This is a genomic window from Pseudomonas aeruginosa (genome assembly GCF_001457615.1).
GTDB lineage: Bacteria > Pseudomonadota > Gammaproteobacteria > Pseudomonadales > Pseudomonadaceae > Pseudomonas > Pseudomonas aeruginosa.
The window spans coordinates 805,082-828,160 of sequence record NZ_LN831024.1 but is presented as its reverse complement, the minus strand read 5'-3'; the positions used below and the strand labels follow the sequence as shown (position 1 = coordinate 828,160).

Below are 23,079 nucleotides of genomic sequence, written 5' to 3'. Positions count from 1 at the left end.
AAGCCATTAGGCGGCTATAAAAACAGCCGGGTCAAGACCCTCGGTCCCGGCCTCCGCCGGATCGCCCCATCAAGCCAAAGAAGGAAGCACTGGATGCAATCCCTGCACACACTGGTATCGGTACGCCCCGTGGCACACGAGGACTTCGAGCAGTGGCTCGAATACTGGAAGGCCTACCAGGCGTTCTATGAAGTCGAACTCTCGGCACAGGCCACCGAGGCCACCTGGCGGCGCTTCTTCGACGAGGGCGAACCGATGCACTGCGCCGTGGCCACCGACGGTAGCCGCCTGCATGGCATCGTCAACTTCCTCTACCACCGCTCGACCTGGGCGGCACAGGACGTCTGCTACCTGGAAGACCTCTATGTCTCGCCCGACGTGCGCGGCCAGCAGATCGGCAAGCAGTTGATCGAGTACGTCCGCCGGCAGGCCGAGGAACGTCGCTGCGCGCGGCTCTACTGGCATACCCAGGAAAGCAACCACAGGGCGCAGCGCCTGTACGACTGGGTGGCGGACAAGCCGGGGGTGATCGAATACCGCATCGAGCTCTGAACCGGCCGCGCGACCGGAGCCTCGGCGCGGCGGACCCTCGACGCGGTTCTCAGTCCCAGGCCGGCGCCAGGCCCTGCGGACTGACCTCGCGGCCGTTACGCTCGAGGCCGGCGATGCGCGCCATGTCCTCGGCGTCCAGGCGCAGGTCGCGCGCCAGCAGGTTGCTGGCGAGGTTCTCGCGGCGGGTCGAGGACGGAATCACCGCGTAGCCCAGTTGCATCGCCCAGGCCAGCGCCACCTGGGCGACCGTGGCCCGGTGCCTGGCGGCTATCCCGGCCAGCGTCGGGTCCTTCAGCACCTTGCCGTAGGCCAGGGTCATGTACGAGGTGACCGCGATGCCCTGCTCCTCGAGGTAGGCGGTCAGCGCGCGGTTCTGCAAGTAAGGGCTGAGTTCGATCTGGTTGGTGGATATCTCGCCCGCACCGACCGCGGCGATGGCCTGGCGGGTCAGTTCGATGTTGAAGTTGGAGACGCCGATCCGCCGGGTCAGGCCCAGGGACTTGGCTTCCGCCAGCGCCGCCATGTACTCCGCCAGCTCGACGCCGTTGCCGGGTGCCGGCCAATGGATCAGGACCAGGTCCAACCGGTCGGTGCGCAGTTTCTCCAGACTCTCGCGCAGGCTGGCGAGCAGCTTTTCGCGGGCGTAGTTGTCGACCCAGACCTTGGTGGTGAGGAACAGCTCGGAACGCGGTACGCCGCTCTCGGCGATCGCGCGGCCGATATCCGCCTCGTTGCCGTAGATCTGCGCGGTATCGATGGCGCGATAGCCCAGTTCGAGGGCGCTGCGCACCGAGTCGACGACGACCTGGCCGGTAAGGCGGAAGGTGCCGAGACCGAAGGACGGGAGGGGGTGGATGGTGGACGACATGGCTGCGCTCCGTGGGCGGGATGGCTCGAATGAAGCGCAGTGTGGCGGCTTACATCTCTTCGATTAAGACCCGAATCGAGCAAATTCATTTGCGCTGGAGTCACGAATCCAGACGGCCTTCACGGGAGGTATCCAGCGGAAATCCCCGTCAGCCGCTGGCAGGACGCAGTTCATCGGATTCCTGCGAATACTGCTGATAACGATAATCTCTATCATTTACTCCATTTTTACATTTACATACACTTGCCCCGCCGCGAATTCCTACGCCGGTTTCCCACATAAACAAGAAACGCAGCCGGTCGCGCCAACGGCCTGCCTGCGCCGCCATCCAGGACACTGCAGATGAAACACGTCGTTTCCAGTGCGTTATTGCTCGGTCTCTCCTCGCTTTCCCTGGCCGCCCAGGCCGCTCCCATCGCCCTTGACCTTCCCGCCCAGCCCCTGGCCGCATCCCTCGAGCAATTGCAGGGCGCCAGCGGCCTGCGCATCCGTTTCGACCGCGCGGCCGTGGCCGACCGGCGCGCACCGGCCCTACGCGGCACGCTGGAGCCAAGCGAGGCACTGCAGCGTCTGCTCGCAGGTTCCGGACTGAGCGGGGAGGTACGGGGCGGCGACGCCTGGGTCGAGGCCGCGGCGACAGGTGCCGGCATCGCCCCCGGCGACAGCGTCGACCTCGGCGCGCTCAGCGTGGTCGCCACCCAGGACCCGGCCACCGCCGCCATCACCGAAGACAGCGGCTCCTACACCACGCGGGCGATGCGCACCTCGACCAAGCTGGCGATGTCGATCCGCGAGACCCCTCAGTCGGTCAGCGTGGTCACCCGCCAGCGCATGGACGACCAGGGCATGCGCGACCTCAACGACGCGGTGAAGGGCGTCACCGGCCTCACCGTGCAACAGTACGGGCCGGCCCGGGTGAAGTACGCGGCGCGCGGCTTCGACGTCGACAACATCATGTACGACGGCCTGCCGACGAGCATTTCCACCTATACCCAGGACGTCATTTCCGCCGCCGACCTGGCCATGTTCGACCGCGTCGAAGTGGTGCGCGGCGCCACCGGACTGATGCAGGGCGCAGGCAACCCGGCGGCGGCGATCAACATGGTGCGCAAGCGTCCGACCCAGGACTTCCGCGCCTCCCTGCAAGGCAGCGTCGGCACCTGGGACCGCTATCGCAGCGAGGCCGACGTTTCCGGCCCGCTGAACAGCGAAGGAACCCTGCGCGGCCGCGCGGTGGTCGCCTACCAGAAAGGCAACAGCTTCCAGGACCACGTCAGCAGCGAACGCGGCGTGTTCTACGGGATCGCCGAAGCCGACCTGAGCCCGGACACCACCTTCGCCATCGGCGCCTCGAACCAGAACGACAACCGCAACGACAACTGGGTAGGCCTGCCCAGCCCGCTGGGCGGCCGCCACCTGGACCTCAAGCGCTCGTCCTATTACGGCGCCGACTGGTCCTACTGGGATACCGACACCACCCACCTGTTCAGCGACCTGACCCACCGCTTCGCCAACGGTTGGCAGATGAAGCTGGCCGCCGACAAGCTGTGGGCGCGAATCAACATGCTCGGGCTGTACAACGACTGCTACTACTCGACCACCGGCTGCGCCAGCATGACCCAGAACCCCGGCGACTACAGCTACACCGACGACCACGACAGCTATGACGCCTATGCCAACGGTCCCTTCCAGTTGCTCGGCCGCGAGCACGAGCTGGTGGTCGGCGCCAGCTATCGCCAGGAACGCTTCGACGGCCACGGCGGCTGGGGCAGCCTGTTCAACAAGGACGGCACCCCCACCGGGCCGATGGACCCGACCCAGTGGGACCCGAGCTCGACTCTCAAGCCGAGGCTGAACACCAGCCTGTGGGGCATGAAGCTCGACCAGGAACAGAAAGGCGCCTACCTCACCACCCGGTTGAACCTCGCCGACCCGCTGAAAGTGATCCTCGGCGGGCGCCTGGACTGGTACAAGGCCGACGCCGATACCGACAGCTACAAGGTCACCCGCAACGTCACCCGCTATGCCGGGGTGATCTACGACCTGAACCAGACCTACTCGGTCTACGCCAGCTATACCGACATCTTCAAGCCGCAGAGCAACTTCGACGCCGGCGGCGGCCTGCTCGACCCGATCACCGGCAAGAACTACGAGATCGGCCTGAAGGGCGAACACTTCGGCGGCGCGCTCAATTCGCAGATCGCGCTGTTCCAGATCGACCAGGAAAACCGCGCCACCGAGGACGTCGGCGGCCCCTCGCCATGCCCCTTCAGCCCCACCTCGCGCTATTGCTCGCGCGCTTCGGGCAAGGTCCGCAGCCAGGGCGTCGACCTGGAGCTGAGCGGTGCGCTGAGCGACGACTGGCAGATGATGGCCGGCTATACCTACGTCGACGCCAAGTACAAGCACGACAGCAACAAGGCCAACGAGGGCAAGCCATTCGACGCGGCCAAGCCACGCCACCTGTTCAAGCTCGCCACCAGCTATACGCTACCCGGCGAACTGCACAAATGGCGCGTCGGCGGCGACCTGGCCACCCAGAGCAAGACCGAGGACAGCAGCACCGGTTTCCAGCAGGGCGGCTACACCGTGGTCAACACCATGCTCGGCTACAAGGTCAACGAACGGATCGACACGCGGCTGAACTTCAACAACCTGTTCGACAAGTACTATTACAGCGGCATCGACTTCGGCAACCTCAACTACGGCGAGCCGCGCAACCTGATGTTCACGGTGAAGTACTCGCTCTGATCCCGGACCGCCGGCGTGCCTCCGCAGGCGCGGCGGCGGTGTCCGAACGGCCCTTCGAGGCGCCTCAGCAGGGCCGATAGCGGCGCTCGAACTCGCTCGCCAACTGCTCCAGCGTGACGCTCCCCAGGCGCTCCAGGAGCAACGCCTGCGCCGCCTCGAACGCCTCGCCGAGCGCTTCGTTGACCGCCTGCTCGACCAGGCATTCCGGATGATCGGTAGACAGGCCGATGGCGAAGATCGAGGACGCTCCCAGCGCCTGGTGGATATCCAGCAAGGTGATGTCCGCCAACGGCTTGGCCAGCCGCCAACCGCCGCGATGGCCCTTCTCCGAACTCACGTAGCCTTCGTTCTTCAGCAGCGCCATGGTCCGTCGCACCACCACCGGGTTGGTGCCGAGCATCTGCCCGATGGCTTCGGACGTCGCCGGCCCTTCGTGGCGGGCCATATGGATCAGCACATGGAGCATGCGCGAGAGGCGGGTGTCGTTTCTCATGAACGGCGGGCTCGTGACGGAAAGACCATGAGTATGTCTCGCTACAGAAAAAGTTACGAGAGCGTTGACAAGCGCATCTCATGAAACTTACGTTGTTTCGTGACTATCCGAATGGGAGATACGCCATGACTTTCGACGTGATCATCGTGGGTGGCAGCTACGCCGGCATCTCCGCGGGCATGCAACTGGCGCGGGCGCGGCGCAGGGTGCTGGTGATGGATACGGGACTGCGACGCAACCGCTTCGCCCGGGCCTCCCACGGCTTTCTCGGCCAGGACGGCCGCGATCCGGCGGCCATCGCCGATGACGCCCGCGCGCAGTTGCTGGCCTATCCCAGCGTCGAGTGGCTGTCCGAAGCCGCCGTCGCGGCGAAGAAGGAGGCGGACGGTTTCGTGGTGAAGGCCGCCAACGGAGAACGTTTCACCGCGCGCCGGCTGATCCTCGCCAGCGGGGTCGCCGACGAGCTGCCGGAGATCCCCGGTCTTGCCGAGCGCTGGGGACGGCACGTGTTCCATTGCCCGTATTGCCACGGCTACGAACTGGACGGCGGGCCGATTGGCGTACTGGCGGCCTCGCCGCTGGCCATCCACCACGCCCTGATGTTGCCCGACTGGGGAGCGACCACCTTTTTCCTCAACGGCGTCTTCGAACCGGATGCCGAGCAAATGTCCAGGCTGGACCGGCGCGGCGTGACGATCGAGCGCGAAGCCGTGGTCGCGCTGGGCGGCGCGCGCGCCGACGTGACCCTGGCCAGTGGCCGCACGATTACGCTCGCGGGGTTGTTCACCCAGCCGCGTACGCGCATGGCCAGCCCGCTGGCGGCGTTGCTCGGCTGCGAGTTCGAGGACGGCCCGAGCGGGCCGTTCATCAGGACCGACGGCATGCGCGAAACCAGCGTTCCCGGCGTCTTCGCCTGCGGCGACGCGGCGCTGCCGGCCGGCAACGTCGCCATCGCGGTGGGCGACGGCGCGCGCACCGGTGGCGCGGCGCATCATTCGCTGCTGTTCCGCTGACGCCGGAGGCTGACAGGCCAAGGATCCGGCCCACCGCCCGGCAAATCTTTCGAACTCCCCGGCGCTCCAGCTTTCCACTCTCCTGCATGTCACGCCACGGCGCCCGCCACGGGCGCCCCAGCAGAGGAGAAAACCATGAGCGCGAAGCTGCAAGGCAAGAACGTCCTGGTCATCACCGCCAACACCGGCATCGAGCGCGACGAGCTGCTCGAACCGCTGAAGACCCTGAAGCAACAGGGCGCCACGGTCACCCACGCGACCATCGAGGGCGGCGAAGCGCAGACCTGGGTGCACGACAGCGAGAAGGACCTGATCGTCAATTCCGACGCCAGGCTGCAAGGCCTGCGCGCCGAGGACTACGACTTGCTGCTGGTCCCCGGCGGCACGGTGAATGCCGACACCCTACGCCAGGACAGCGAGGCCCGGCGCCTGGTCAGGGAATTCAGCGACGCAGGCAAGACGGTCGCCGCCATCTGCCACGGCCCCTGGCTGCTGATCGACGCCGGTGTCGCCCGCGGCAAGACCCTGACCTCCTATTCCAGCGTGCGTATCGACCTGACCAACGCCGGCGCGGACTGGGTCGACACGCGGGTGAAAGTCTGCCCGGCGAACGGCTGGACCCTGATCACCTCGCGCAACCCGGGTGACTTGCAGGCGTTCAACGAAGCCATCGGCGAAGCCCTGCAGGCGGCCGCCTGATCGTCATTCGCGGAGGCGACCGGTGGACACCCTGAAGATCGCCACCTTCAACGTCAACGGCATCCAGACCCGGCTGGCCGCGCTGCTGGCCTGGCTGGAGCGGGAAGCGCCGGACATCGTCTGCCTGCAGGAACTGAAGACGCCCGACGCGCGCTTCCCCGCCGCGGCGCTGGAGAAGGCCGGATACGGCGCGATCTGGCAGGGCCAGTCGGCGTGGAACGGCGTCGCCATCCTCGCCCGCGACAGCCAGCCGCTGGAGGTACGCCGCGGCCTGCCGGGCAACGCCAGCGATCCCCACAGCCGCTACCTCGAAGCGGCCGTCGACGGCCTGCTGGTGGCCAGCCTGTACCTGCCCAATGGCAATCCCCAGCCGGGACCGAAGTTCGACTACAAGCTGGCCTGGTTCGAGCACCTCATCCGACACGCCGCCGAGCTGATGGAGAGCGGCCATCCGGTGGTGCTGGCCGGCGACTTCAACGTGGTGCCCAGCGACTTCGATATCTACGACACCCGCTCCTGGAAAAAGGACGCCCTGCTCCAGCCGGAGTCCCGCGAGTGCTTCGAGCGCCTCCTGCGGCAGGGCTGGGTGGACGCGCTACGCCAGCGTTTCCCCGACCGGCGCCTCTATACCTTCTGGGACTACTTCCGCCAGCACTGGCAACGCGACGCCGGGCTGCGCATCGACCACCTGCTGCTCAGCGCCAGCCTGGCGGACCACCTGGAAGACGCCGGGGTGGATCGCTGGGTGCGCGGCGAGGAGCACGCCAGCGACCACGCGCCGGCCTGGGTAAGCCTGCGGCGTCCCTCAGAGCCCCGGCGCTAGCCGAGCTGGCCCCGGCACTGCGCATCGGCTCTCACCGCCCCTCCGGCAACCTCGCCACCACCTTGATCTCGAAGCTGAAGCCATACAGCCAGTTCACCCCCACCGCCGTCAGCGTGGGGTACGGCGCCTCGCCCCAGTACTCCGGGACGATCTTCCAGATGCGCTCGAAGTTGGCCTCGGCGTCGACCATGAACACGGTGACGTCGAGCACATCGTCGAACCCGCAACCGGCCGCGGCGAGCACCGCATTCAGATTGTCGAAGGCGCGGCGGACCTGGGTCTCCAGCTCGGGTTCGGGAGAGCCGTCGTCGCGGCTGCCGACCTGGCCGGAGACGAACAGCAGGCCGTCGCTGCGGACCGCCGGGGAATAGCGGTTGCGCTCGTAGAGGGCCTGGCGGCCGGCGGGGAAAACCACGTCGCGTACAGTCATGCGATACCTCCATCCTGGGGCTCCCGGCCCCGTCATCGTCGATGGAAGAACGGTAAGGTCGTGCGCGCCGTGGATAAACGCGCAACCCTGGCCATGACTGTTTGTAGAATCCAAACAATCCCCGACGACCCGGAGTCCCGATGGACCGTTTCGATGCGATGCAGGCCTTTGCCCGTGTGGTGGAGACCGGCAGCTTCACCAAGGCGGCGGAGACGCTGCACATGAGCCGCACCAGCGTCACCCAGTTGGTCCAGCAACTGGAAGCGCGGCTGCGGGTACGCCTGCTCAACCGCACCACGCGCAAGCTCAACCTGACCGCCGACGGCGCCGCCTACTACGAGCGGGTGGTACGTCTGCTGGCGGAACTGGACGATGCCGAGACCAGCCTCTCCAGCGCCGCCCTGGCGCCCCGCGGGCGTCTCCGGATCGACGTACCGAGCCCGCTGGCGCGGCTGCTGCTGATCCCGGCGTTGCCCGAGTTCCATGCGCGCTATCCGGAGATCCAGATCGACCTGGGCGTGAGCGATCGGCTCGTCGACCTGATCGACGAGAACGTCGATTGCGTCATCCGCGGCGGCGAACTGCGCGACCAGTCGCTGATGGCGCGGCGGGTCGGCGACCTGCAACTGGGGGTCTACGCGGCACCGGCCTACTTGCAGCGCGCCGGCGTGCCGAGCCACCCGCGCGAACTGGAGGACAGCCACCAGCGTATCGTCGGCTTCCTCTGGGCGCGCACCGGCAAGGCCCTGCCCTACGCCATGCGCAGGGGCGAGGAATGCCTGCGGGTGGCGGGCCGTCATGTGCTGGCGGTGGACGACGGCAACGCCTACCTGGCGGCCGGGCTGGCCGGCCTGGGCATCCTCTGGCTGCCGCACTACATGGCGCGCGAGCCCCTCGCCCGCGGCGAGCTGCTGCCGCTGTTCGAGGACTGGAGCCTGGAGCCGATGCCGCTGTACCTGGCGTTCCCGCCGAACCGCCACGTCAGCGGCAAGCTGCGGGTGTTCATCGAGTGGGTCGCCGAACTGATCGCGCGGCATGCGCCGCCGTTGCATCCGCCGCTCTGAAACAAAGACGGAGGCGTATCCTGGAAAACCCTGGAGTAATGGTAAGCGGCCAGGGCTCTATATATGCCCCGCGATTATAAAGATGACTGATACGACCATAAGCCGGATATCCTGGAATTCAACCAAGCCGACATCGGAACGTTTTCCGAGCGATGAATAAAAGATTCACCCAGCCTTATATTCAGGACTGGTCAAACCGGATAACTTGAAAATCCGGATTTCGTTAACCCGATCACATCGACAGATGCACCAGCAAAGCACTCGCGCACTACACCCAGCACCTCTATGAAGCAAGCCGAAGGCTCTATAGCGGCACTCCAGACCAAACTTTAGTTGGTAGAGAGAGCACTCCAACATCAATGACAAGTGAGGGGAATAGCTATCTATTCTGCTATCCATAAACGCTTCTTCATATTTAATAGCTAGCAGAAACGAATATAAAAAATATTTGAACGACTCCGTCACCCCTGCATATCTTTCGCCACGCGAACGATTAAGGAAGTTGCCCTCCCCAAACTGAAGGAGTCGATTCATGCATAAGAGAACGTACCTGAATGCATGCCTGGTTCTCGCGCTGGCTGCGGGCGCGAGCCAGGCCTCGGCCGCGCCCGGTGCGAGCGAAATGGCTGGCGACGTCGCCGTGCTCCAGGCTTCTCCGGCGAGCACCGGCCACGCCCGCTTCGCCAACCCCAACGCGGCGACCTCGGCGGCCGGCATTCACTTCGCCGCGCCCCCCGCCCGCCGCGTGGCCCGCGCCGCGCCGCTGGCGCCGAAACCGGGTACGCCGCTGCAAGTAGGCGTGGGCCTGAAGACGGCGACTCCGGAAATCGACCTGGCAACCCTCGAATGGATCGACACCCCGGACGGGCGCCACACCGCGCGCTTCCCGATCAGCGCCGCGGGGGCCGCCAGCCTGCGCGCCGCGATTCGCCTGGAAACCCGCAGCGGCTCGCTGCCCGACGACGTGCTGCTGCACTTCGCCGGCGCCGGCAAGGAAATCTTCGAGGCCAGCGGCAAGGACCTCTCGCTCAACCGTCCCTACTGGAGCCCGGTCATCGAGGGCGATACCCTGACCGTCGAACTGGTGCTGCCGGCCAACCTGCAACCGGGCGACCTGCGCCTGTCGGTACCCCAGGTATCGTATTTCGCCGACTCCCTGTACAAGGCCGGCTACCGCGACGGCTTCGGCGCCAGCGGCAGCTGCGAGGTGGATGCGGTCTGCGCGACCCAGAGCGGCACACGGGCCTACGACAACGCCACCGCAGCGGTGGCGAAGATGGTCTTCACCAGCTCGGCGGACGGCGGCAGCTACATCTGCACCGGCACCCTGCTGAACAACGGCAACTCGCCCAAGCGCCAGTTGTTCTGGTCGGCCGCGCACTGCATCGAGGACCAGGCCACCGCCGCGACGCTGCAGACCATCTGGTTCTACAACACCACCCAGTGCTACGGCGACGCCTCGACCATCAACCAGAGCGTCACCGTGCTGACCGGCGGGGCGAATATCCTGCACCGCGACGCGAAGCGCGACACCCTGCTGCTGGAACTCAAGCGCACTCCGCCGGCCGGCGTGTTCTACCAGGGCTGGAGCGCCACGCCGATCGCCAACGGCTCGCTCGGCCATGACATCCACCATCCGCGCGGCGACGCCAAGAAGTACTCGCAGGGCAACGTCTCGGCAGTGGGCGTCACCTACGACGGGCATACCGCCCTGACCCGCGTCGACTGGCCGTCGGCGGTGGTCGAAGGCGGCTCGTCCGGCTCGGGCCTGCTGACCGTCGCCGGCGACGGCTCCTACCAGCTGCGCGGTGGCCTGTACGGCGGCCCCTCGTACTGCGGCGCGCCCACCTCACAGCGCAATGACTACTTCTCCGATTTCAGCGGCGTCTATTCGCAGATCTCCCGCTACTTCGCGCCCTGAGGCCAGCCAGGCTATCGATCGCGCACCGGCGGATAACCGCGCAGCGGTTATTCGCCCTACGCCCGGATTGGCGCCTGGAAGTGCGGCTTCTTTCGTCGTCCGGGACAGGTAGGGCGCATAACGCCAACGGCGTTATCCGCCGTTTATCCCGCGCAGCGGTTATCCGCCCTACGCCCGGATTGGCGCCTGGAAGTGCGGCTTCTTTCGTCGTCCGGGACAGGTAGGGCGCATAACGCCAACGGCGTTATCCGCCGTTTATCCCGCGCAATGGTTATTCGCCCCACGCCCGGATTGGCACCTGGAAGTGCGGCTTCTTTCGTCGTCCGGGACAGGTAGGGCGCATAACGCCAACGGCGTTATCCGCCGTCTATCCCGCGCAGCGGTTATTCGCCCCACGCCTGGATCGGCGCGTGGAAGAGGGGCGTTATGCGCCGCCGTACGTTCAGTCCTGGCGGCTGGTGACTTCCAGCAGGTGGTAGCCGAACTGGGTCTTCACCGGCCCCTGGACCACGTTCAGCGGCGCACTGAAGACCACCTGGTCGAACTCGCGGACCATCTGGCCGGGGCCGAACGAGCCCAGGTTGCCGCCGTCGCGGCCGGAGGGGCAGGAGGAATGCTCGCGGGCGACTTCGGCGAAGTCGGCACCGCCTTCGATGGCGGTCTTCAGTTCGTTGCACTTGGCTTCGCTGGAAACCAGGATGTGGCGGGCAGTGGCTCGGGCCATGGGGAAATACTCCTAGGGTGAAACGGCAGAGCCTAGCAGACATCGACGCCCGCACCGACAGCCCGCGACCGGAGGAGGCGCTCGACAAGCGTGGCGAGGGCTGCTTGACTCGCCGCCTTTGCGAATCCGGGAACGCCCTCCGATGAGCCAGACCTTCCACGGCAGTTGCCTGTGCGGCGCGCTGCACTACCGACTGTCCTCGCCCCCGCGCGCACTCTCTCACTGCCACTGCGGCCAGTGTCGCAAGGCCCATGGCGCGGCATTCGCCAGCTATGGCAGCGTCCCCGTCGCGGACCTGCACATCGACCGCGGCGCCGACCTGCTCGCCGCGTTCCGCTCCTCACCCGCCGTGCTCCGGCGCTTCTGCTCGCGCTGCGGCTCGCCGCTGTTCTGGTCGAGGAGCGAAGGCGAGTTCGCCGACTGGGTATCGGTCGCCCTCGGCAGCCTGGACACGCCCTTCCCGGCGGCGAAACAGAAGCATGTCCAGGTCGCATCGATGGCCTGCTGGTGCAGGATCGCCGACGACTGGCCGCGTTTCGACTGAAGTCCGCCCGCGATCCGCCGGCCGGTGCCTGTTTTTTCGCCGGCAAGGCCCGGGCCTGGGGTACCATGCCGCGCCCTTCGCCGCCGGTCCTTGCCGCCCATGTCCGCCACCGCGCTGTACACCGACCTGTCCCACTATTACGACCTGATGTGCGCCGACATCGACTACCAGGCGCAGAGCCACTGCGTGCGTCGCCTGCACCAGTTGTTCGGCAACCAGGGCCGGCGGCACCTGGACCTGGCCTGCGGTACCGGCCCTCACGTGCGGCACTTCCTCGATTTCGGCTATCGCAGCGCCGGCCTGGACATCAACCAGCCGATGCTCGACCTCGCCCGACAGCGCTGTCCCGAAGCGCACTTCAGCCGGCAGGACATGGCCGGCTTCCAGGTGGACGAGCCGCTGGACCTGATCACCTGTTTCCTCTATTCGATCCACTACAACGCAGGGCTGGAGCGCTTGCGCGCATGCCTGGCCAGCGTGCATGGCGCACTGGCGGATGGCGGCGTGTTCTGTTTCAACACGGTGGACAAGGGGCAGATCGACAATCGCGCGTTCGTCCGCCATTCCGTGGAGCATCGAGGCAGCCGCTTCACCTTCGGTTCCGGCTGGTACTACAGCGGCGAGGGCGAGCGCCAGGCGCTGCGCCTCGGTATCGAGAAAACCACGGACGGAACGACCCAGACCTGGGAGGACGAACACCCCATGGTCGCCCTCGGCTTCGCCGAGCTGCAGCACCTGTTGCAGACGCATTTCGAGGTGCAGGTCTTCGAACACGACTACGAACGGATCACGCCCTGGGCCGGCAGCTCCGGGAATGCCCTGTTCGTCTGCGTGAAGCGCTAGCCTCCGGATATCCTGGCGCAAACGTGACGATCAGGCTGGCACGGGCGGGGCAGCGTTTCACAGGGGGCTGCGGAGGATTCTTCGTCGCTTTCGGCACGCTGCGTCCGACCCGCTAGAGGCCTGCCTGGCCGACGATCCGTGCGCGCCTTCTCGGCTAGACCAAGGTCGCAAAGACCCCGCCGGCCATCTGTGACACCTTCGCGCGCTTTTTTACCCCCGCTGTCGAGAGTCACCGCATGTCCTCCCCGTTTTCCCCCCGTTCGCCCCGCACCCTTCGCGGCCTGGGCGCCCTCGCCCTGTGCGGCGGATTCGTCGCCCCGGCCCCTGCCGCCTTCCTCGAGGACGGCAGCGCGCGCCTGGAAGCGCGCACCGTCTACTTCAACCGCGACTTCCGCGACGGCAGCTCGGCCAACCCGCAGGGCGCCTCCAAGCGCGAGGAAGCCGCGCAGGGCTTCATCCTCGACCTGCGCTCGGGCTATACCGAGGGCGCGCTGGGCTTCGGCGTGGATACCCTGGCGATGCTCGGGATCAAGCTCGACTCCAGCCCCGCGGACAGCAACAGCGGCCTGCTGCCTTCCAGCGGCCACGATCCGCGTCGCTCGGTCGACCAGTACGCCAAGGCCGGCGTTGCCGGCAAGATGCGCTTCTCGCAGACACAGTTCAGGTACGGGGCGATGCTGCCGGACATGCCGTTGCTGAAATACAACGACGGACGCCTGCTGCCGACCCTGTTCCACGGCGCCCAGCTGACCAGCGAGGAGATCGCCGGGCTCAGGTTCTCCGCCACCCGCCTGGAGCGCTACACCGCGCGGGACTCCAGCGACGCCCAGGACATCCGCCTGCACTGCAAGAACAAACGCTACGCCTGCGACACCACCGGCAACCGCTTCGACGCCTACCAACTCGACTACCAGGTCAACGACGGCCTGCTGCTGCAATACGCCCAGGGCGGCCTGCGCAACGTCTATCGCCAGCGCTACCTCGGTGCCGTGGGCAAGCGGCAGGTCGGCGCCGGCAAGCTGAGCGCCGACCTGCGCTGGTTCGACAGCGAGGACGCCGGCGCGGCCCGCGCCGGCAAGATCGACAACCGCGCCCTCAGCCTGCTGCTCGCCTACGCCCAGGGCGGCCACACGCTCAGCGCCGGCTGGCAGCGGATGAACGGCGCCAGCTCGATGCCCTACCTCGACGGCAGCAATCCGTACCTGGCCAACTACCTGCAGGTGAACGACTTCGCCAACCCCGAGGAACGCTCCTGGCAACTGCGCTACGACTTCGACCTGCGCAGCGTCGGCGTGCCCGGCCTGAGCTTCATGACCCGCTACGTCAACGGCGACCATATCCGCCTGGCCAACGGCGACGAGGGCAAGGAATGGGAGCGCGACATCGAGCTGAAGTACATCGTGCAGAGCGGCCGCTTCAAGGACCTCAGCCTGCGCCTGCGCAACGCCACCTACCGCACCGACTTCGAGCGCTCGGCGCGCGACGTGGACGAGGTGCGCCTGATCGCCAGCTACAACCTGTCGCTGTTCTGAGCCGTCGCGCCGGAACGCACGCCGGCGCGACGCTCCGGCGGTTCAGACCGCCAGGGCGCGTTCGCGCAGCTCGACGTTGAGGATGCGGTCGTTCTCCGAGTAATCCACCGGGCAATCGATCACATGCACCCCGGGCGTGCCCAGGCAGCGCTCCAGCAGCGGCAGGAAGCCCTCGGCACTGTCGACCCGGTGGCCGTGGGCGCCGTAGGCCTCGGCGTAGTGCACGAAGTCCGGGTTGCCGTAGTCCAGCCCGAAGTCGGCGAAGCCCATGTTCGATTGCTTCCAGCGGATCATCCCGTAGCCGTTGTCGCGCAGGATGATCACCGTCAGGTTCATCTTCAGCCGCACCGCGGTTTCCAGTTCCTGGCTGTTCATCATGAAGCCGCCATCGCCGCACACCGCGACGATCGGCCGGTCCGGGTAGACCAGGTGCGCGGCCATCGCCGAGGGCAGGCCGGCGCCCATGGTGGCGAGGGCGTTGTCCAGCAGCACGGTGTTGGGCATGTGTGCCTTGTAGTTGCGGGCGAACCAGATCTTGTACATGCCGTTGTCCAGGGCGACGATGCCCTGCGACGGCAACGCCCGGCGCACGTCGGCCACCAGGCGCTGCGGATAGAGCGGGAAGCGCGGGTCGTCGGCGCCTTCGGCGACCTGCGCCTCGTTGGCCTCGCGGATCGCCAGCAGGCGGGTGAAGTCCCAGTGCGCGGTATCGTCCAGCGCCTCGCCGATCTGCCAGATGGCGTTGGCGATGTCGCCCACCACTTCGATCTGCGGGAAATACACCGGGTCCACCTCGGCGGAACGGAAGTTCACGTGGATCACCTCGGTACCGCCGCGAACCATGAAGAACGGCGGCTTCTCGATCACGTCGTGGCCGACGTTGACGATCAGGTCGGCCGCCTCCACCGCGCGATGCACGAAGTCGCCGGCGGACAGCGCGGCGTTGCCGAGGAAGCGCGGGTGACGCTCGTCGACCACGCCCTTGCCCATCTGGGTGGTGACGAAGGGAATGCCGGTCTTGTCGATCAGTTGCTTGAGGACCTTGGCGGTCATCTTGCGGTTGGCCCCGGCGCCGATCACCAGGATCGGGCTGCGCGCGGCGCGCAGCTTCTCCACCGCGGCGCAGATCGCCTTGTATTCCGCCAGCGGCCGGCGGCTCAGGCTCGGCGGGATGGGCAGGCTGTCGGTCTGCTCGGCGGCGATGTCCTCCGGCAGCTCCAGGTGCACCGCGCCGGGCTTCTCTTCCTCGGCCAGGCGGAACGCCTCGCGGACCCGCGAGGGAATGTTGTCGGCGGAGGCCAGTTGGTGGGTGTACTTGGTCAGCGGCTGCATCATGCCGACCACGTCGAGGATCTGGAAGCGGCCCTGCTTGGACTTCTTGATCGGCTTCTGCCCGGTGATCATCAGCATCGGCATGCCGCCCAGGTAGGCGTAGGCGCCGGCGGTGACCAGGTTGGTGGCGCCCGGGCCGAGGGTCGACAGGCTGACCCCGGTCTTGCCGGTGAGGCGCCCGTAGGTGGCGGCCATGAAGCCGGCCGATTGTTCGTGGCGGGTGAGCACCAGCCGGATCTGCGACTTGCGCAGGGACTCCAGCAGGTCGAGATTCTCCTCGCCGGGAATTCCGAAGACGTACTGCACGCCCTCGTTTTCCAGGCATTGCACAACCACATCGGCTGCCTTGGCCATCTGCGTTCTACCTCGGGTGGTGGCGGTTCTGACCGCTCGAACACTGCGCCCCTCGCGCCTCGCTGTCCAGCCCCGCCCGGCCGGCGGAAGGCTCTGGCGCCGGCTTCGCCGGCAAGCGAACGGCGCTCCCGCCATTAGCGCAGCTGAACCCGACCACCCGATCATCAGCACAGCTAATAATTCATTCGCTGATTTCATGGTGAGGGCGGAGCCCGGATGGTAGAAAATCCACCTACCGCTTTACGCGCCGGCCAAGCCGAATGCCCCGCCCCCTCCATCTCACCGAACCCTGAAGACGACCATGCCCGAGCACGCCCCGATCCTCCCCGTCATCGCCGCCGAGGTGGCCGCCCTCGCCCCCGGTTTCCGCGCCCTGAGCCTCACCGTCGAGGCGGCGCCGATCGTTCGTCCGGAAATCGCCGACCGCGCCGTAGAGCGCGCCTGCCAGGCGCTGGCGCGTGGCGAACCGGACTGGGCCGAGGCGCACCTGGCAGCCTGGGCCGAGGCGTTCCGCCGCTTCGGCGCCAAGCCGCAGCGCACCCCCTGCTCCGCCGAAGCCCTGCGCAAGCGTGCGCTGCGCGACGGTGGGCTGCCGAGCATCGACCCGGTGGTGGACCTGTACAACGCCATCAGCGTGCAATTCGCCATTCCGGTAGGCGGCGAGAACCTCGCCGCCTATGCCGGCACGCCGCGCCTGGTGGTCGCCGACGGCAGCGAGACCTTCGACACCCTGAAGAACGGCGAGGCGGTCGACGAATCCCCCGACCCCGGCGAGGTGGTCTGGCGCGACGACCTCGGCGTCACCTGCCGCCGCTGGAACTGGCGCCAGGGCGTGCGCACCCGCCTGGACGCCAGCGCCCAGCGCATGTGGTTCATCCTCGAGAGCCTGCCGGAAATGCCGCTGGCGGCCCTGCACGAAGCGGGCGGCCTGCTGCTCGACGAATTGCGCCTGATGATGCCCGGCATGCGCGCCGACTCGCGCCTGCTGTGCGTGGCGACGGAACCCACCGACAGCGTATAAGGGCCGAGTCCCCGAGGAGAACAGAACATGTACCTGCCTTCGCATTTCGAAGAGTCCGACCCGCAGGCGCTGCACGCGCTGATCCGGGACTATCCGCTGGGCCTGCTGGTCAGCCACGGCGAAGCGGGCCTGGACGCCAACCACCTGCCGTTCGAGCTGAGCCCGGAAAAGGGCGCGCAAGGCACCCTGGAAGCCCATGTCGCGCGCAACAACCCGGTTTGGAGCGAGCTGCGCGACGGCGACGAGGTGCTGGTGGTGTTCCGCGCCGGCGATGCCTACATCTCGCCGCAGTGGTACCCGAGCAAGCAGGAGCACCACCGCCAGGTGCCGACCTGGAACTACCGGGTGGTCCACGCCCACGGCCGGGTGCGGATCCGCGACGACGAACGCTATGTGCGCGGCCTGGTGGCGCGCCTGACCCGCACCCACGAGGCGACCCAGGAAACGCCCTGGAAAATGACCGACGGCCCCGCCGACTACATCGACGAGATGCTCCGGCTGATCGTCGGCATCGAAATCGAGATCACCCGCCTGGTCGGCAAGTTCAAGCTCAGCCAGAACAAGGAAGCCCGCGATATCCGCGGCGCCAGCGCAGCGCTGCTGGCCCGCGGCGAACAGGCGATCGGCGCGGCCATGGACGATTGCGCCGCCCGGCGCGAGGGCTGAGGTTCAGGCCTCGCCCGGCTGCGGCCGGTGGTGGACGAACTCGACCACCGTGCCGTCCGGCAGCAGCGCATTGAAGCAGGCGCCGGTGGGCGCGCGCGCCGGCCCGAAGATGATCTGCGCACCGGCGGCCAGCAACCGCCGGTGATAGGGCTCGATGTCGTCCACCAGCAGGGTGCCGGTGGTGCTGCGGAACGGCGCCAGCGCCTCGTCGCTGCCCTCCAGCAGGAGGAAGGCGCCGACCGCGGCGAGTGTCAGGCGTTTCTCGGGAAAGTCGAAGCGCATGTCGTGGGCGACGCCCTGCAGGTCTTCGTAGAAAGCGATGGCCGCATCGATGCTGCCCGGTTCCAGGTAGACACGGATGAACACCCGCGGCTCGGCGAAACCGGACGAGTCGTTGACGCGACGCCAGAGAAAAGGCTGGGACATGGCGCAGGACCTCCGCAGGCCAGGGCGAAAGGTCCGTTCTAGCATGCCGGCCGCGTCCGGCGGAACGCCCTCATTTCGTCGAGCGGACGTTGCCGTAGCGCACTTCTTTCGACGGCGGGTAGCCGTAGAAGGCGGTGTAGCACTTGCTGAAGTGGCTGGGCGAGACGAAGCCGCAGGCGACCAGGACCTCCAGCATGGTCAGGTCGGAATGTTGCAGCAGGCGCCGGCACTCGATGATCCGCAACTCCAGGTAGTAGCGCACCGGCGTGGTTCCGAGCTGCTGCTGGAACAATCGCTCGATCTGCCGCCGCGAGCGCCCCACGTAGTGGGCGAGCTGCTCCTGGCTGAGCGGTTCCTCGATATTCGCCGACATCAGGTTGATCACTTCGCGCAGCGGCTCGCTCATCTTCTCGTGCAGGGCGGGGCGCACCCGCCGGTAGCGCGACTCCTCGAAGGCGAGGATATCCACCACCGCCTCCACCAGGTCGCGCCCGTGGCGCCGGGCGATCCACTCCAGCGCCAGGTTGAAGGCGCCGGTGGGGCTGGCCGCGGTCAGGCGGTCGCGGTCGACCATATAGCTGTCGCTGGTCACCTGGCTGTTGCGGGCGATCTCGGCGAGGGCGGCGCGGTGCTCGGGATGGATGCAGCAGCGGTAGCCATCCAGCAGGCCGGCGTCGCCGAGGAACCAGGCACCGTTCCACAGCCCGGCCAGGGCGACGCCGCGCGACGCCACGTCCTGCAACGCTTCCCGCAGCGCGGCGGACGAGCGCAGGGGCGTGCGCAAACCGCCGCAGACCACCAGCAGGTCGAGTCCTTGCAACGCCGCCGAGGCGAGCGCCAGGTCCGGGCAGATCAGCAACCCGAGGTCGCTGGTCACCGGCTCGCCGCTCAGGCTGAAGTTGCTCACCGCGAAGGACTCGCTGCGGATCAGGTTGGCGGTCACCAGGGTGTCCAGCGCCTGGGTGAAGGCCGGCAGGGAAAAGTGTTCGAGCAGCAGGAAGCCCACCCGCGCCCGTGCCGAGCCCCCCTCCCCGGCCCCGGTGAACCTGAGGTTCTGCCCTTGCAGGGCGGCGCTGAAACGCCTTCTTTCCATCGATTCGTGCCTCTTGTTCTTCTTGTTCCCGGCCAGCGGGCCGCGACGCCTGCCGTCACGGCGAAAACCCCGGGCGCTCCATCATATGCGCAAGCCATGTGACTTGGCGCCTCCCTGGCGCGCCGGGGGAATGTGCTCAAATACGCCCTCGGGGGGCTGCCCCTTTCACACGCCACGGCGTCAGCGGAAACAGCGCGGACGAACGGTGCGGAGACGCCCCGAAAACCTGTAGACATATTGTCTAACAGAACCCTATAGTCATTATACAAACTGTAGACAAAGCCCATGACAAGTAGAAAGGCCTCCATGAAAGCCCAACCCGACGTCGACTCGAACAGCGCCGATGCCCCCTTCGACCGCAAGGCGGTGCTGGGCGATGCGCTGCGCCGGCGGATCCTGAGCATGGAACTGGCGCCCGGCGCGGTCGTCGACGAACTCGCCCTGTGCGACGAGTTCGGCCTCTCGCGCCCGCCGGTGCGCGAACTGCTGCGGCAGATCGCCGCCGAGGGCTACATCGAACTGGAAGCCAACCGTGCGCCGCGCGTCGCGGCCATGAGCCACGACTCGCTGCACGCCTTCTTTCTCGCCGCGCCGCTGATCTACATCGCCACCACGCAACTGGCGGCCACCCATGCCAGCGAAGCGGAGATCGAGACGCTCAAGGCGATCCAGGAAGATTTCCGCAAGGCCATCGAAGAGAAGCATGTGGAAAACCGCGTCATCCACAACGACGCCTTCCACCTGGAGATCGGCAGGATGGCCCACAACGACTACCTCATGCCGAGCCTGCGCCGCTTGCTGATCGACCATGCGCGGCTGGGCAAGATCTTCTACCGCCATCCGACCACCGACGACATGCAACGCGACCTGGAACTCGCCTGCGACCAGCACGACCAGATCGTCGATGCCATCCAGCGGCGCGATCCGGATGCGGCGGCGGACATCGTCCGTGCGCATTTCGAGCTGTCGCGCCGGCGCATGGCCGAGTATGCGGCACCGGCCGGAGTGGAGGTGGCGCTGGTCTACGAGGGTTAGCGAGCCCCCGCGCCACGGCCCCGCCCGAGAAGCGGAGGCGGTCACGCAGGGGATGGTTACCGGGTTCCAATAACAAGAGTCAGGTCCCTGCGATGACGAAAGTAACCCACCTTCCGGCCGACGACCGTTCCTGCGGCTGGTATCACCTCAGCCCGCCGCGGCGGCCGAAGCCGGCCCACTACGGCAGGAGCGCCGCCCGTTGGGTGGTGGTCGGCGCCGGCTTCACCGGCCTCGCCGCCGCGCGCCAGCTGGCGCTGCATTTTCCCGACGAGGAGATCGTCCTGGTCGAGGCCCAGGAAGTCGGCTTCGGTACCGCCGGGCGCAACGCCGGCTTCGCCATCGACCTGCCCCACGACATCGGCGCCGACGACTACATCGGCGACATAGCGACCGCCCGGATCGGCCTGAAGCTCAATCTCGCCGGCCAGTCGCTGCTCCGCGAACAGGTGCAGCGCCATGCCATCGACTGCCAGATGAAGGCCTGCGGCAAGTACCAGGCGGCCGTCGAGGCGCGCGGCGTGGCTGTGCTCGACGCCTACCGGCGCGGCCTCGATCGGCTCGGCCAGGCCTACGAGGTGATCGAGGCGGACGACCTCCCGGGACACATCGGCACCGCTTTCTATCGCAAGGCCCTGTTCACCCCCGGTACCCTGCTGGTGCAGCCCTCGGCCCTGGTCAAGGGCCTGGCCGACAGCCTGCCGGGCAACGTCAGCCTCTACGAACACACACCGATCACCGCCGTGGAATATGGCGACAGGACCCTGCTGAGCCATCCCCACGGCAGCATCCTGGCCGACCGCCTGGTCCTCGCCAACAACGCCTTCGGCATGAGCTTCGGCTTCCTCCAGGGGCGGATGCTGCCGATCTTCACCTACGCCAGCCTGACCCGGCCGCTCGATGCCGAGGAGCAGGCCCGCCTCGGCGGGCGCCCCTACTGGGGCCTGATCCCGGCCGACCCTTACGGCACCACGGTGAGGCGTACCCCGGACAACCGCCTGCTGATCCGCAACAGCTTCAGCTTCAACCCTGACGGACGCAGCGCCGGGAAGTACCTTGAGCGCTTCGCCGTACGCCATCGCGCCTCGTTCCGCCAGCGCTTCCCGATGCTCCCGGAAGTCGGCTTCGACTACACCTGGGGCGGCTCGCTGGCGCTGTCGAGGAACCACATGGGGCACTTCGGCGAGCTGGCGCCCAACGTCTATGGCGCCCTGTGCTGCAACGGCCTGGGGGTAACCCGCGGGACCGTCACCGGGAAGCTGCTGGCCGACTGGCTGGCGGGCGAACGCAACGAGCTGATCGACTTCCTGCTGCGCGCGCCCGGTCCCAGCGGCAATCCACCCGAACCACTCCTTTCCCTTGGCGTGAACCTCAACCTGAGGTGGGGGCAGTATCGAGCAGGTAGAGAAAGCTAGGCATCCCTAGGAACGCGCCCGCGGGCGCCGACTTCGATTCAGACGGCCATTGAAGACCGGAGCTGGAGAGCGTTCCAGCCTCGCGGATTCGCTCGGCCCGAATTCACCGGCAGCGGTTAGAACCAGGAGACAATAATGACAAATCCTACGACCTCGATCGAAGACGTACCCCTCAACGCCTTCCACCGGCTGTTGACCCTGCGCTCCGGCGGCGGCTCCTTCGTCGACGGCTACGTGCTGAGCATCATCGGCGTGGCGATGCTGCAGATGACCGCGGCATTGCAACTGAGCAGTTTCTGGCAGGGCATGATCGCCGCCTCGGCGCTGGTCGGCATCTTCTTCGGCGGTTTCCTCGGCGGCTGGCTGACCGACCGCCTGGGCCGCCGCAGGCTGTTCTTCGTCGGCCCCAGCCTGTTCGTCCTCGCTTCCCTGGCGCAGTACGGGGTCGACTCGGCGGCGGCGCTGTTCGTCCTGCGCTTCCTGATCGGCGTGGCGGTGGGCATCGAGTACCCGGTCGCCACCGCCTTGCTGGTGGAGTTCCTGCCGAAGAAGTATCGCGGACCGCGCCTGGCCACCCTGACCATCCTCTGGTTCGCCGGCGCCGCCTTCGCCTACCTGGTCGGCGACCTGATCCTGCGCAGCGGCGGCGAGGACGACTGGCGCCTGGTACTGGCCAGCACCGCGGCGATCGGTGCCGTGCTGTTCCTGCTACGCATCGGCACCCCCGAGTCGCCGCGCTGGCTGCTGAGCAAGGGCCGCGACGCGGACGCAGAGCGGGTCATCCGCCAGGTCTACGGAGAAGCCTTCTCGCTGGAGAACCTGCCCGAACAGGCGCTGGAACGGAAGGTCACCATCTGGCACCTGCTCTACGCCGGCTACGGCAAGCGCATGCTCTTCGTCACCCTGTTCTGGACCTGCTCGGTGATCCCCGTGTTCGCCGTCTACGCCTTCGCGCCCAAGGTGCTGCTGGCGCTGAACCTGAAGGGCGACTGGGCCTCCTACGGTTCGGTGGCGATCACCCTGCTGTTCGTCATCGGCTGCATCATCGCCACCCGCCTGATCAACCGCATCGGCCGGCGCTGCATGCTGCTGCACAGCTTCCTCTGGTCCGGCCTGGCGCTGCTCGGGCTGGGCGTCTTCCACGCCGGCTCGGAGGCGACCATCCTCGGCCTGTTCGGTGCCTACGCGCTGTTCATCGGCGGCGCCCAGGTGCTGCAACTGGTCTACCCGAACGAACTGTTCCCCACCGAGATCCGCGCCTTCGCGGTCGGCGTCGGCACCTCGTTATCGCGCGTCGGCGCCGCGGTGGGCACCTACCTGGTGCCGCTTTCCCTGGAAACCCTGGGTACCGCCCAGACCATGTACGCCGCCGCGCTGGTGACCCTGCTCGGGCTGCTCGTGACCTGGGCCCTGGCGCCGGAAACCCGTTCGCTGAACCTGCAGCAGGCGGCTTCGCTCACCTGAACCACCCGCCGCGGCAGCG

The 23,079-nt window shown here is 67.2% G+C and carries 22 protein-coding genes; 15 read left to right on the top strand and 7 right to left on the bottom strand.

Going from position 1 to position 23,079, the window contains the following annotated elements:
* Positions 1 to 93: 93 nt before the first annotated feature.
* On the top strand, positions 94 to 552 hold the full coding sequence (locus AT700_RS03880; RefSeq protein ID WP_003159290.1) for a GNAT family N-acetyltransferase: 459 nt from the start codon (positions 94 to 96) through the stop codon (positions 550 to 552).
* A 49-nt stretch (positions 553 to 601) separates the two neighbouring features.
* Here AT700_RS03880 and dkgB read toward each other — a convergent pair whose 3' ends face one another.
* Positions 602 to 1,420 (bottom strand): 2,5-didehydrogluconate reductase DkgB, encoded by an 819-nt coding sequence (dkgB, locus tag AT700_RS03875; protein ID WP_003118179.1) that lies wholly within the window; start codon positions 1,418 to 1,420, stop codon positions 602 to 604.
* Positions 1,421 to 1,762: 342 nt separating this feature from the next.
* Here dkgB and AT700_RS03870 point away from each other — a divergent pair, with 342 nt between their 5' ends.
* Positions 1,763 to 4,171: a TonB-dependent siderophore receptor gene (locus AT700_RS03870; RefSeq protein ID WP_023465191.1), complete on the top strand. Its 2,409-nt coding sequence runs from the start codon at positions 1,763 to 1,765 to the stop codon at positions 4,169 to 4,171.
* A gap of 64 nt (positions 4,172 to 4,235) precedes the next feature.
* On the opposite strand, the gene AT700_RS03865 is transcribed toward AT700_RS03870, so the two are convergent.
* Positions 4,236 to 4,664 (bottom strand): Rrf2 family transcriptional regulator, encoded by a 429-nt coding sequence (locus tag AT700_RS03865; protein WP_003115857.1) that lies wholly within the window; start codon positions 4,662 to 4,664, stop codon positions 4,236 to 4,238.
* An 80-nt stretch (positions 4,665 to 4,744) separates the two neighbouring features.
* On the opposite strand from AT700_RS03865, the gene AT700_RS03860 reads away from it, so the two are divergent.
* From AT700_RS03860 to xth, 3 genes are all read left to right on the top strand, one after another.
* Entirely contained in the window at positions 4,745 to 5,677 is a 933-nt protein-coding gene (locus tag AT700_RS03860) for an NAD(P)/FAD-dependent oxidoreductase (RefSeq protein ID WP_073637146.1), read from the top strand.
* 135 nt (positions 5,678 to 5,812) lie between these two features.
* Complete coding sequence (locus AT700_RS03855) at positions 5,813 to 6,376, top strand: type 1 glutamine amidotransferase (RefSeq protein WP_003118177.1); 564 nt, start codon at positions 5,813 to 5,815, stop codon at positions 6,374 to 6,376.
* 22 nt (positions 6,377 to 6,398) lie between these two features.
* Complete coding sequence (gene xth, locus AT700_RS03850) at positions 6,399 to 7,199, top strand: exodeoxyribonuclease III (RefSeq protein ID WP_003101332.1); 801 nt, start codon at positions 6,399 to 6,401, stop codon at positions 7,197 to 7,199.
* Between the two features lie 31 nt (positions 7,200 to 7,230).
* Here xth and AT700_RS03845 read toward each other — a convergent pair whose 3' ends face one another.
* Positions 7,231 to 7,629 carry a RidA family protein gene (locus AT700_RS03845; RefSeq protein ID WP_003101334.1) on the bottom strand — a complete coding sequence of 133 codons (399 nt, stop codon included), beginning with the start codon at positions 7,627 to 7,629 and terminating at the stop codon, positions 7,231 to 7,233.
* A 140-nt stretch (positions 7,630 to 7,769) separates the two neighbouring features.
* On the opposite strand from AT700_RS03845, the gene AT700_RS03840 reads away from it, so the two are divergent.
* Complete coding sequence (locus AT700_RS03840) at positions 7,770 to 8,693, top strand: LysR family transcriptional regulator (RefSeq protein WP_023121909.1); 924 nt, start codon at positions 7,770 to 7,772, stop codon at positions 8,691 to 8,693.
* A 532-nt stretch (positions 8,694 to 9,225) separates the two neighbouring features.
* Complete coding sequence (piv, locus tag AT700_RS03835) at positions 9,226 to 10,614, top strand: protease IV (protein WP_003110541.1); 1,389 nt, start codon at positions 9,226 to 9,228, stop codon at positions 10,612 to 10,614.
* 442 nt (positions 10,615 to 11,056) lie between these two features.
* Here piv and AT700_RS03830 read toward each other — a convergent pair whose 3' ends face one another.
* Positions 11,057 to 11,338, bottom strand: a complete 282-nt coding sequence (locus AT700_RS03830) for a peptidylprolyl isomerase (protein ID WP_003101349.1) — start codon at positions 11,336 to 11,338, stop codon at positions 11,057 to 11,059.
* A 142-nt stretch (positions 11,339 to 11,480) separates the two neighbouring features.
* On the opposite strand from AT700_RS03830, the gene AT700_RS03825 reads away from it, so the two are divergent.
* The 3 genes from AT700_RS03825 (at position 11,481) to AT700_RS03815 (ending at position 14,257) form a co-directional block, all read left to right on the top strand.
* Positions 11,481 to 11,882: a GFA family protein gene (locus AT700_RS03825; RefSeq protein ID WP_003101352.1), complete on the top strand. Its 402-nt coding sequence runs from the start codon at positions 11,481 to 11,483 to the stop codon at positions 11,880 to 11,882.
* A 99-nt stretch (positions 11,883 to 11,981) separates the two neighbouring features.
* A complete protein-coding gene (gene eftM, locus AT700_RS03820) occupies positions 11,982 to 12,725 on the top strand; it encodes a class I SAM-dependent methyltransferase EftM (RefSeq protein ID WP_003101353.1) in 744 nt (247 codons plus the stop codon).
* A 236-nt stretch (positions 12,726 to 12,961) separates the two neighbouring features.
* Positions 12,962 to 14,257: an OprD family porin gene (locus AT700_RS03815; protein WP_003101355.1), complete on the top strand. Its 1,296-nt coding sequence runs from the start codon at positions 12,962 to 12,964 to the stop codon at positions 14,255 to 14,257.
* A gap of 42 nt (positions 14,258 to 14,299) precedes the next feature.
* Here AT700_RS03815 and AT700_RS03810 read toward each other — a convergent pair whose 3' ends face one another.
* Positions 14,300 to 15,943, bottom strand: a complete 1,644-nt coding sequence (locus AT700_RS03810; RefSeq protein ID WP_003101357.1) for an acetolactate synthase large subunit — start codon at positions 15,941 to 15,943, stop codon at positions 14,300 to 14,302.
* Positions 15,944 to 16,244: 301 nt separating this feature from the next.
* On the opposite strand from AT700_RS03810, the gene AT700_RS03805 reads away from it, so the two are divergent.
* Together AT700_RS03805 and AT700_RS03800 are read left to right on the top strand one after the other, a co-directional pair.
* On the top strand, positions 16,245 to 16,964 hold the full coding sequence (locus tag AT700_RS03805) for a B3/4 domain-containing protein (RefSeq protein ID WP_003118172.1): 720 nt from the start codon (positions 16,245 to 16,247) through the stop codon (positions 16,962 to 16,964).
* A gap of 27 nt (positions 16,965 to 16,991) precedes the next feature.
* Positions 16,992 to 17,630 (top strand): FMN-binding negative transcriptional regulator, encoded by a 639-nt coding sequence (locus tag AT700_RS03800; protein WP_003118993.1) that lies wholly within the window; start codon positions 16,992 to 16,994, stop codon positions 17,628 to 17,630.
* Positions 17,631 to 17,633: 3 nt separating this feature from the next.
* Here the strand turns inward: AT700_RS03800 and AT700_RS03795 are convergent, their stop codons facing one another.
* The gene (locus tag AT700_RS03795; protein WP_003118992.1) at positions 17,634 to 18,101 is read right to left on the bottom strand and encodes a VOC family protein; all 468 of its coding nucleotides are present in this window, start codon (positions 18,099 to 18,101) and stop codon (positions 17,634 to 17,636) included.
* A gap of 25 nt (positions 18,102 to 18,126) precedes the next feature.
* Complete coding sequence (locus AT700_RS03790; protein ID WP_048520769.1) at positions 18,127 to 19,149, bottom strand: GlxA family transcriptional regulator; 1,023 nt, start codon at positions 19,147 to 19,149, stop codon at positions 18,127 to 18,129.
* Between the two features lie 306 nt (positions 19,150 to 19,455).
* On the opposite strand from AT700_RS03790, the gene AT700_RS03785 reads away from it, so the two are divergent.
* The 3 genes from AT700_RS03785 (at position 19,456) to AT700_RS03775 (ending at position 23,060) form a co-directional block, all read left to right on the top strand.
* Positions 19,456 to 20,184 carry a GntR family transcriptional regulator gene (locus AT700_RS03785; RefSeq protein ID WP_003101372.1) on the top strand — a complete coding sequence of 243 codons (729 nt, stop codon included), beginning with the start codon at positions 19,456 to 19,458 and terminating at the stop codon, positions 20,182 to 20,184.
* Positions 20,185 to 20,276: 92 nt separating this feature from the next.
* Positions 20,277 to 21,596 carry an NAD(P)/FAD-dependent oxidoreductase gene (locus AT700_RS03780; protein ID WP_003101373.1) on the top strand — a complete coding sequence of 440 codons (1,320 nt, stop codon included), beginning with the start codon at positions 20,277 to 20,279 and terminating at the stop codon, positions 21,594 to 21,596.
* A 135-nt stretch (positions 21,597 to 21,731) separates the two neighbouring features.
* Positions 21,732 to 23,060, top strand: coding sequence for an MFS transporter (locus AT700_RS03775; protein ID WP_048520767.1), 1,329 nt, complete (start codon positions 21,732 to 21,734; stop codon positions 23,058 to 23,060).
* Positions 23,061 to 23,079 lie beyond the last annotated feature (19 nt).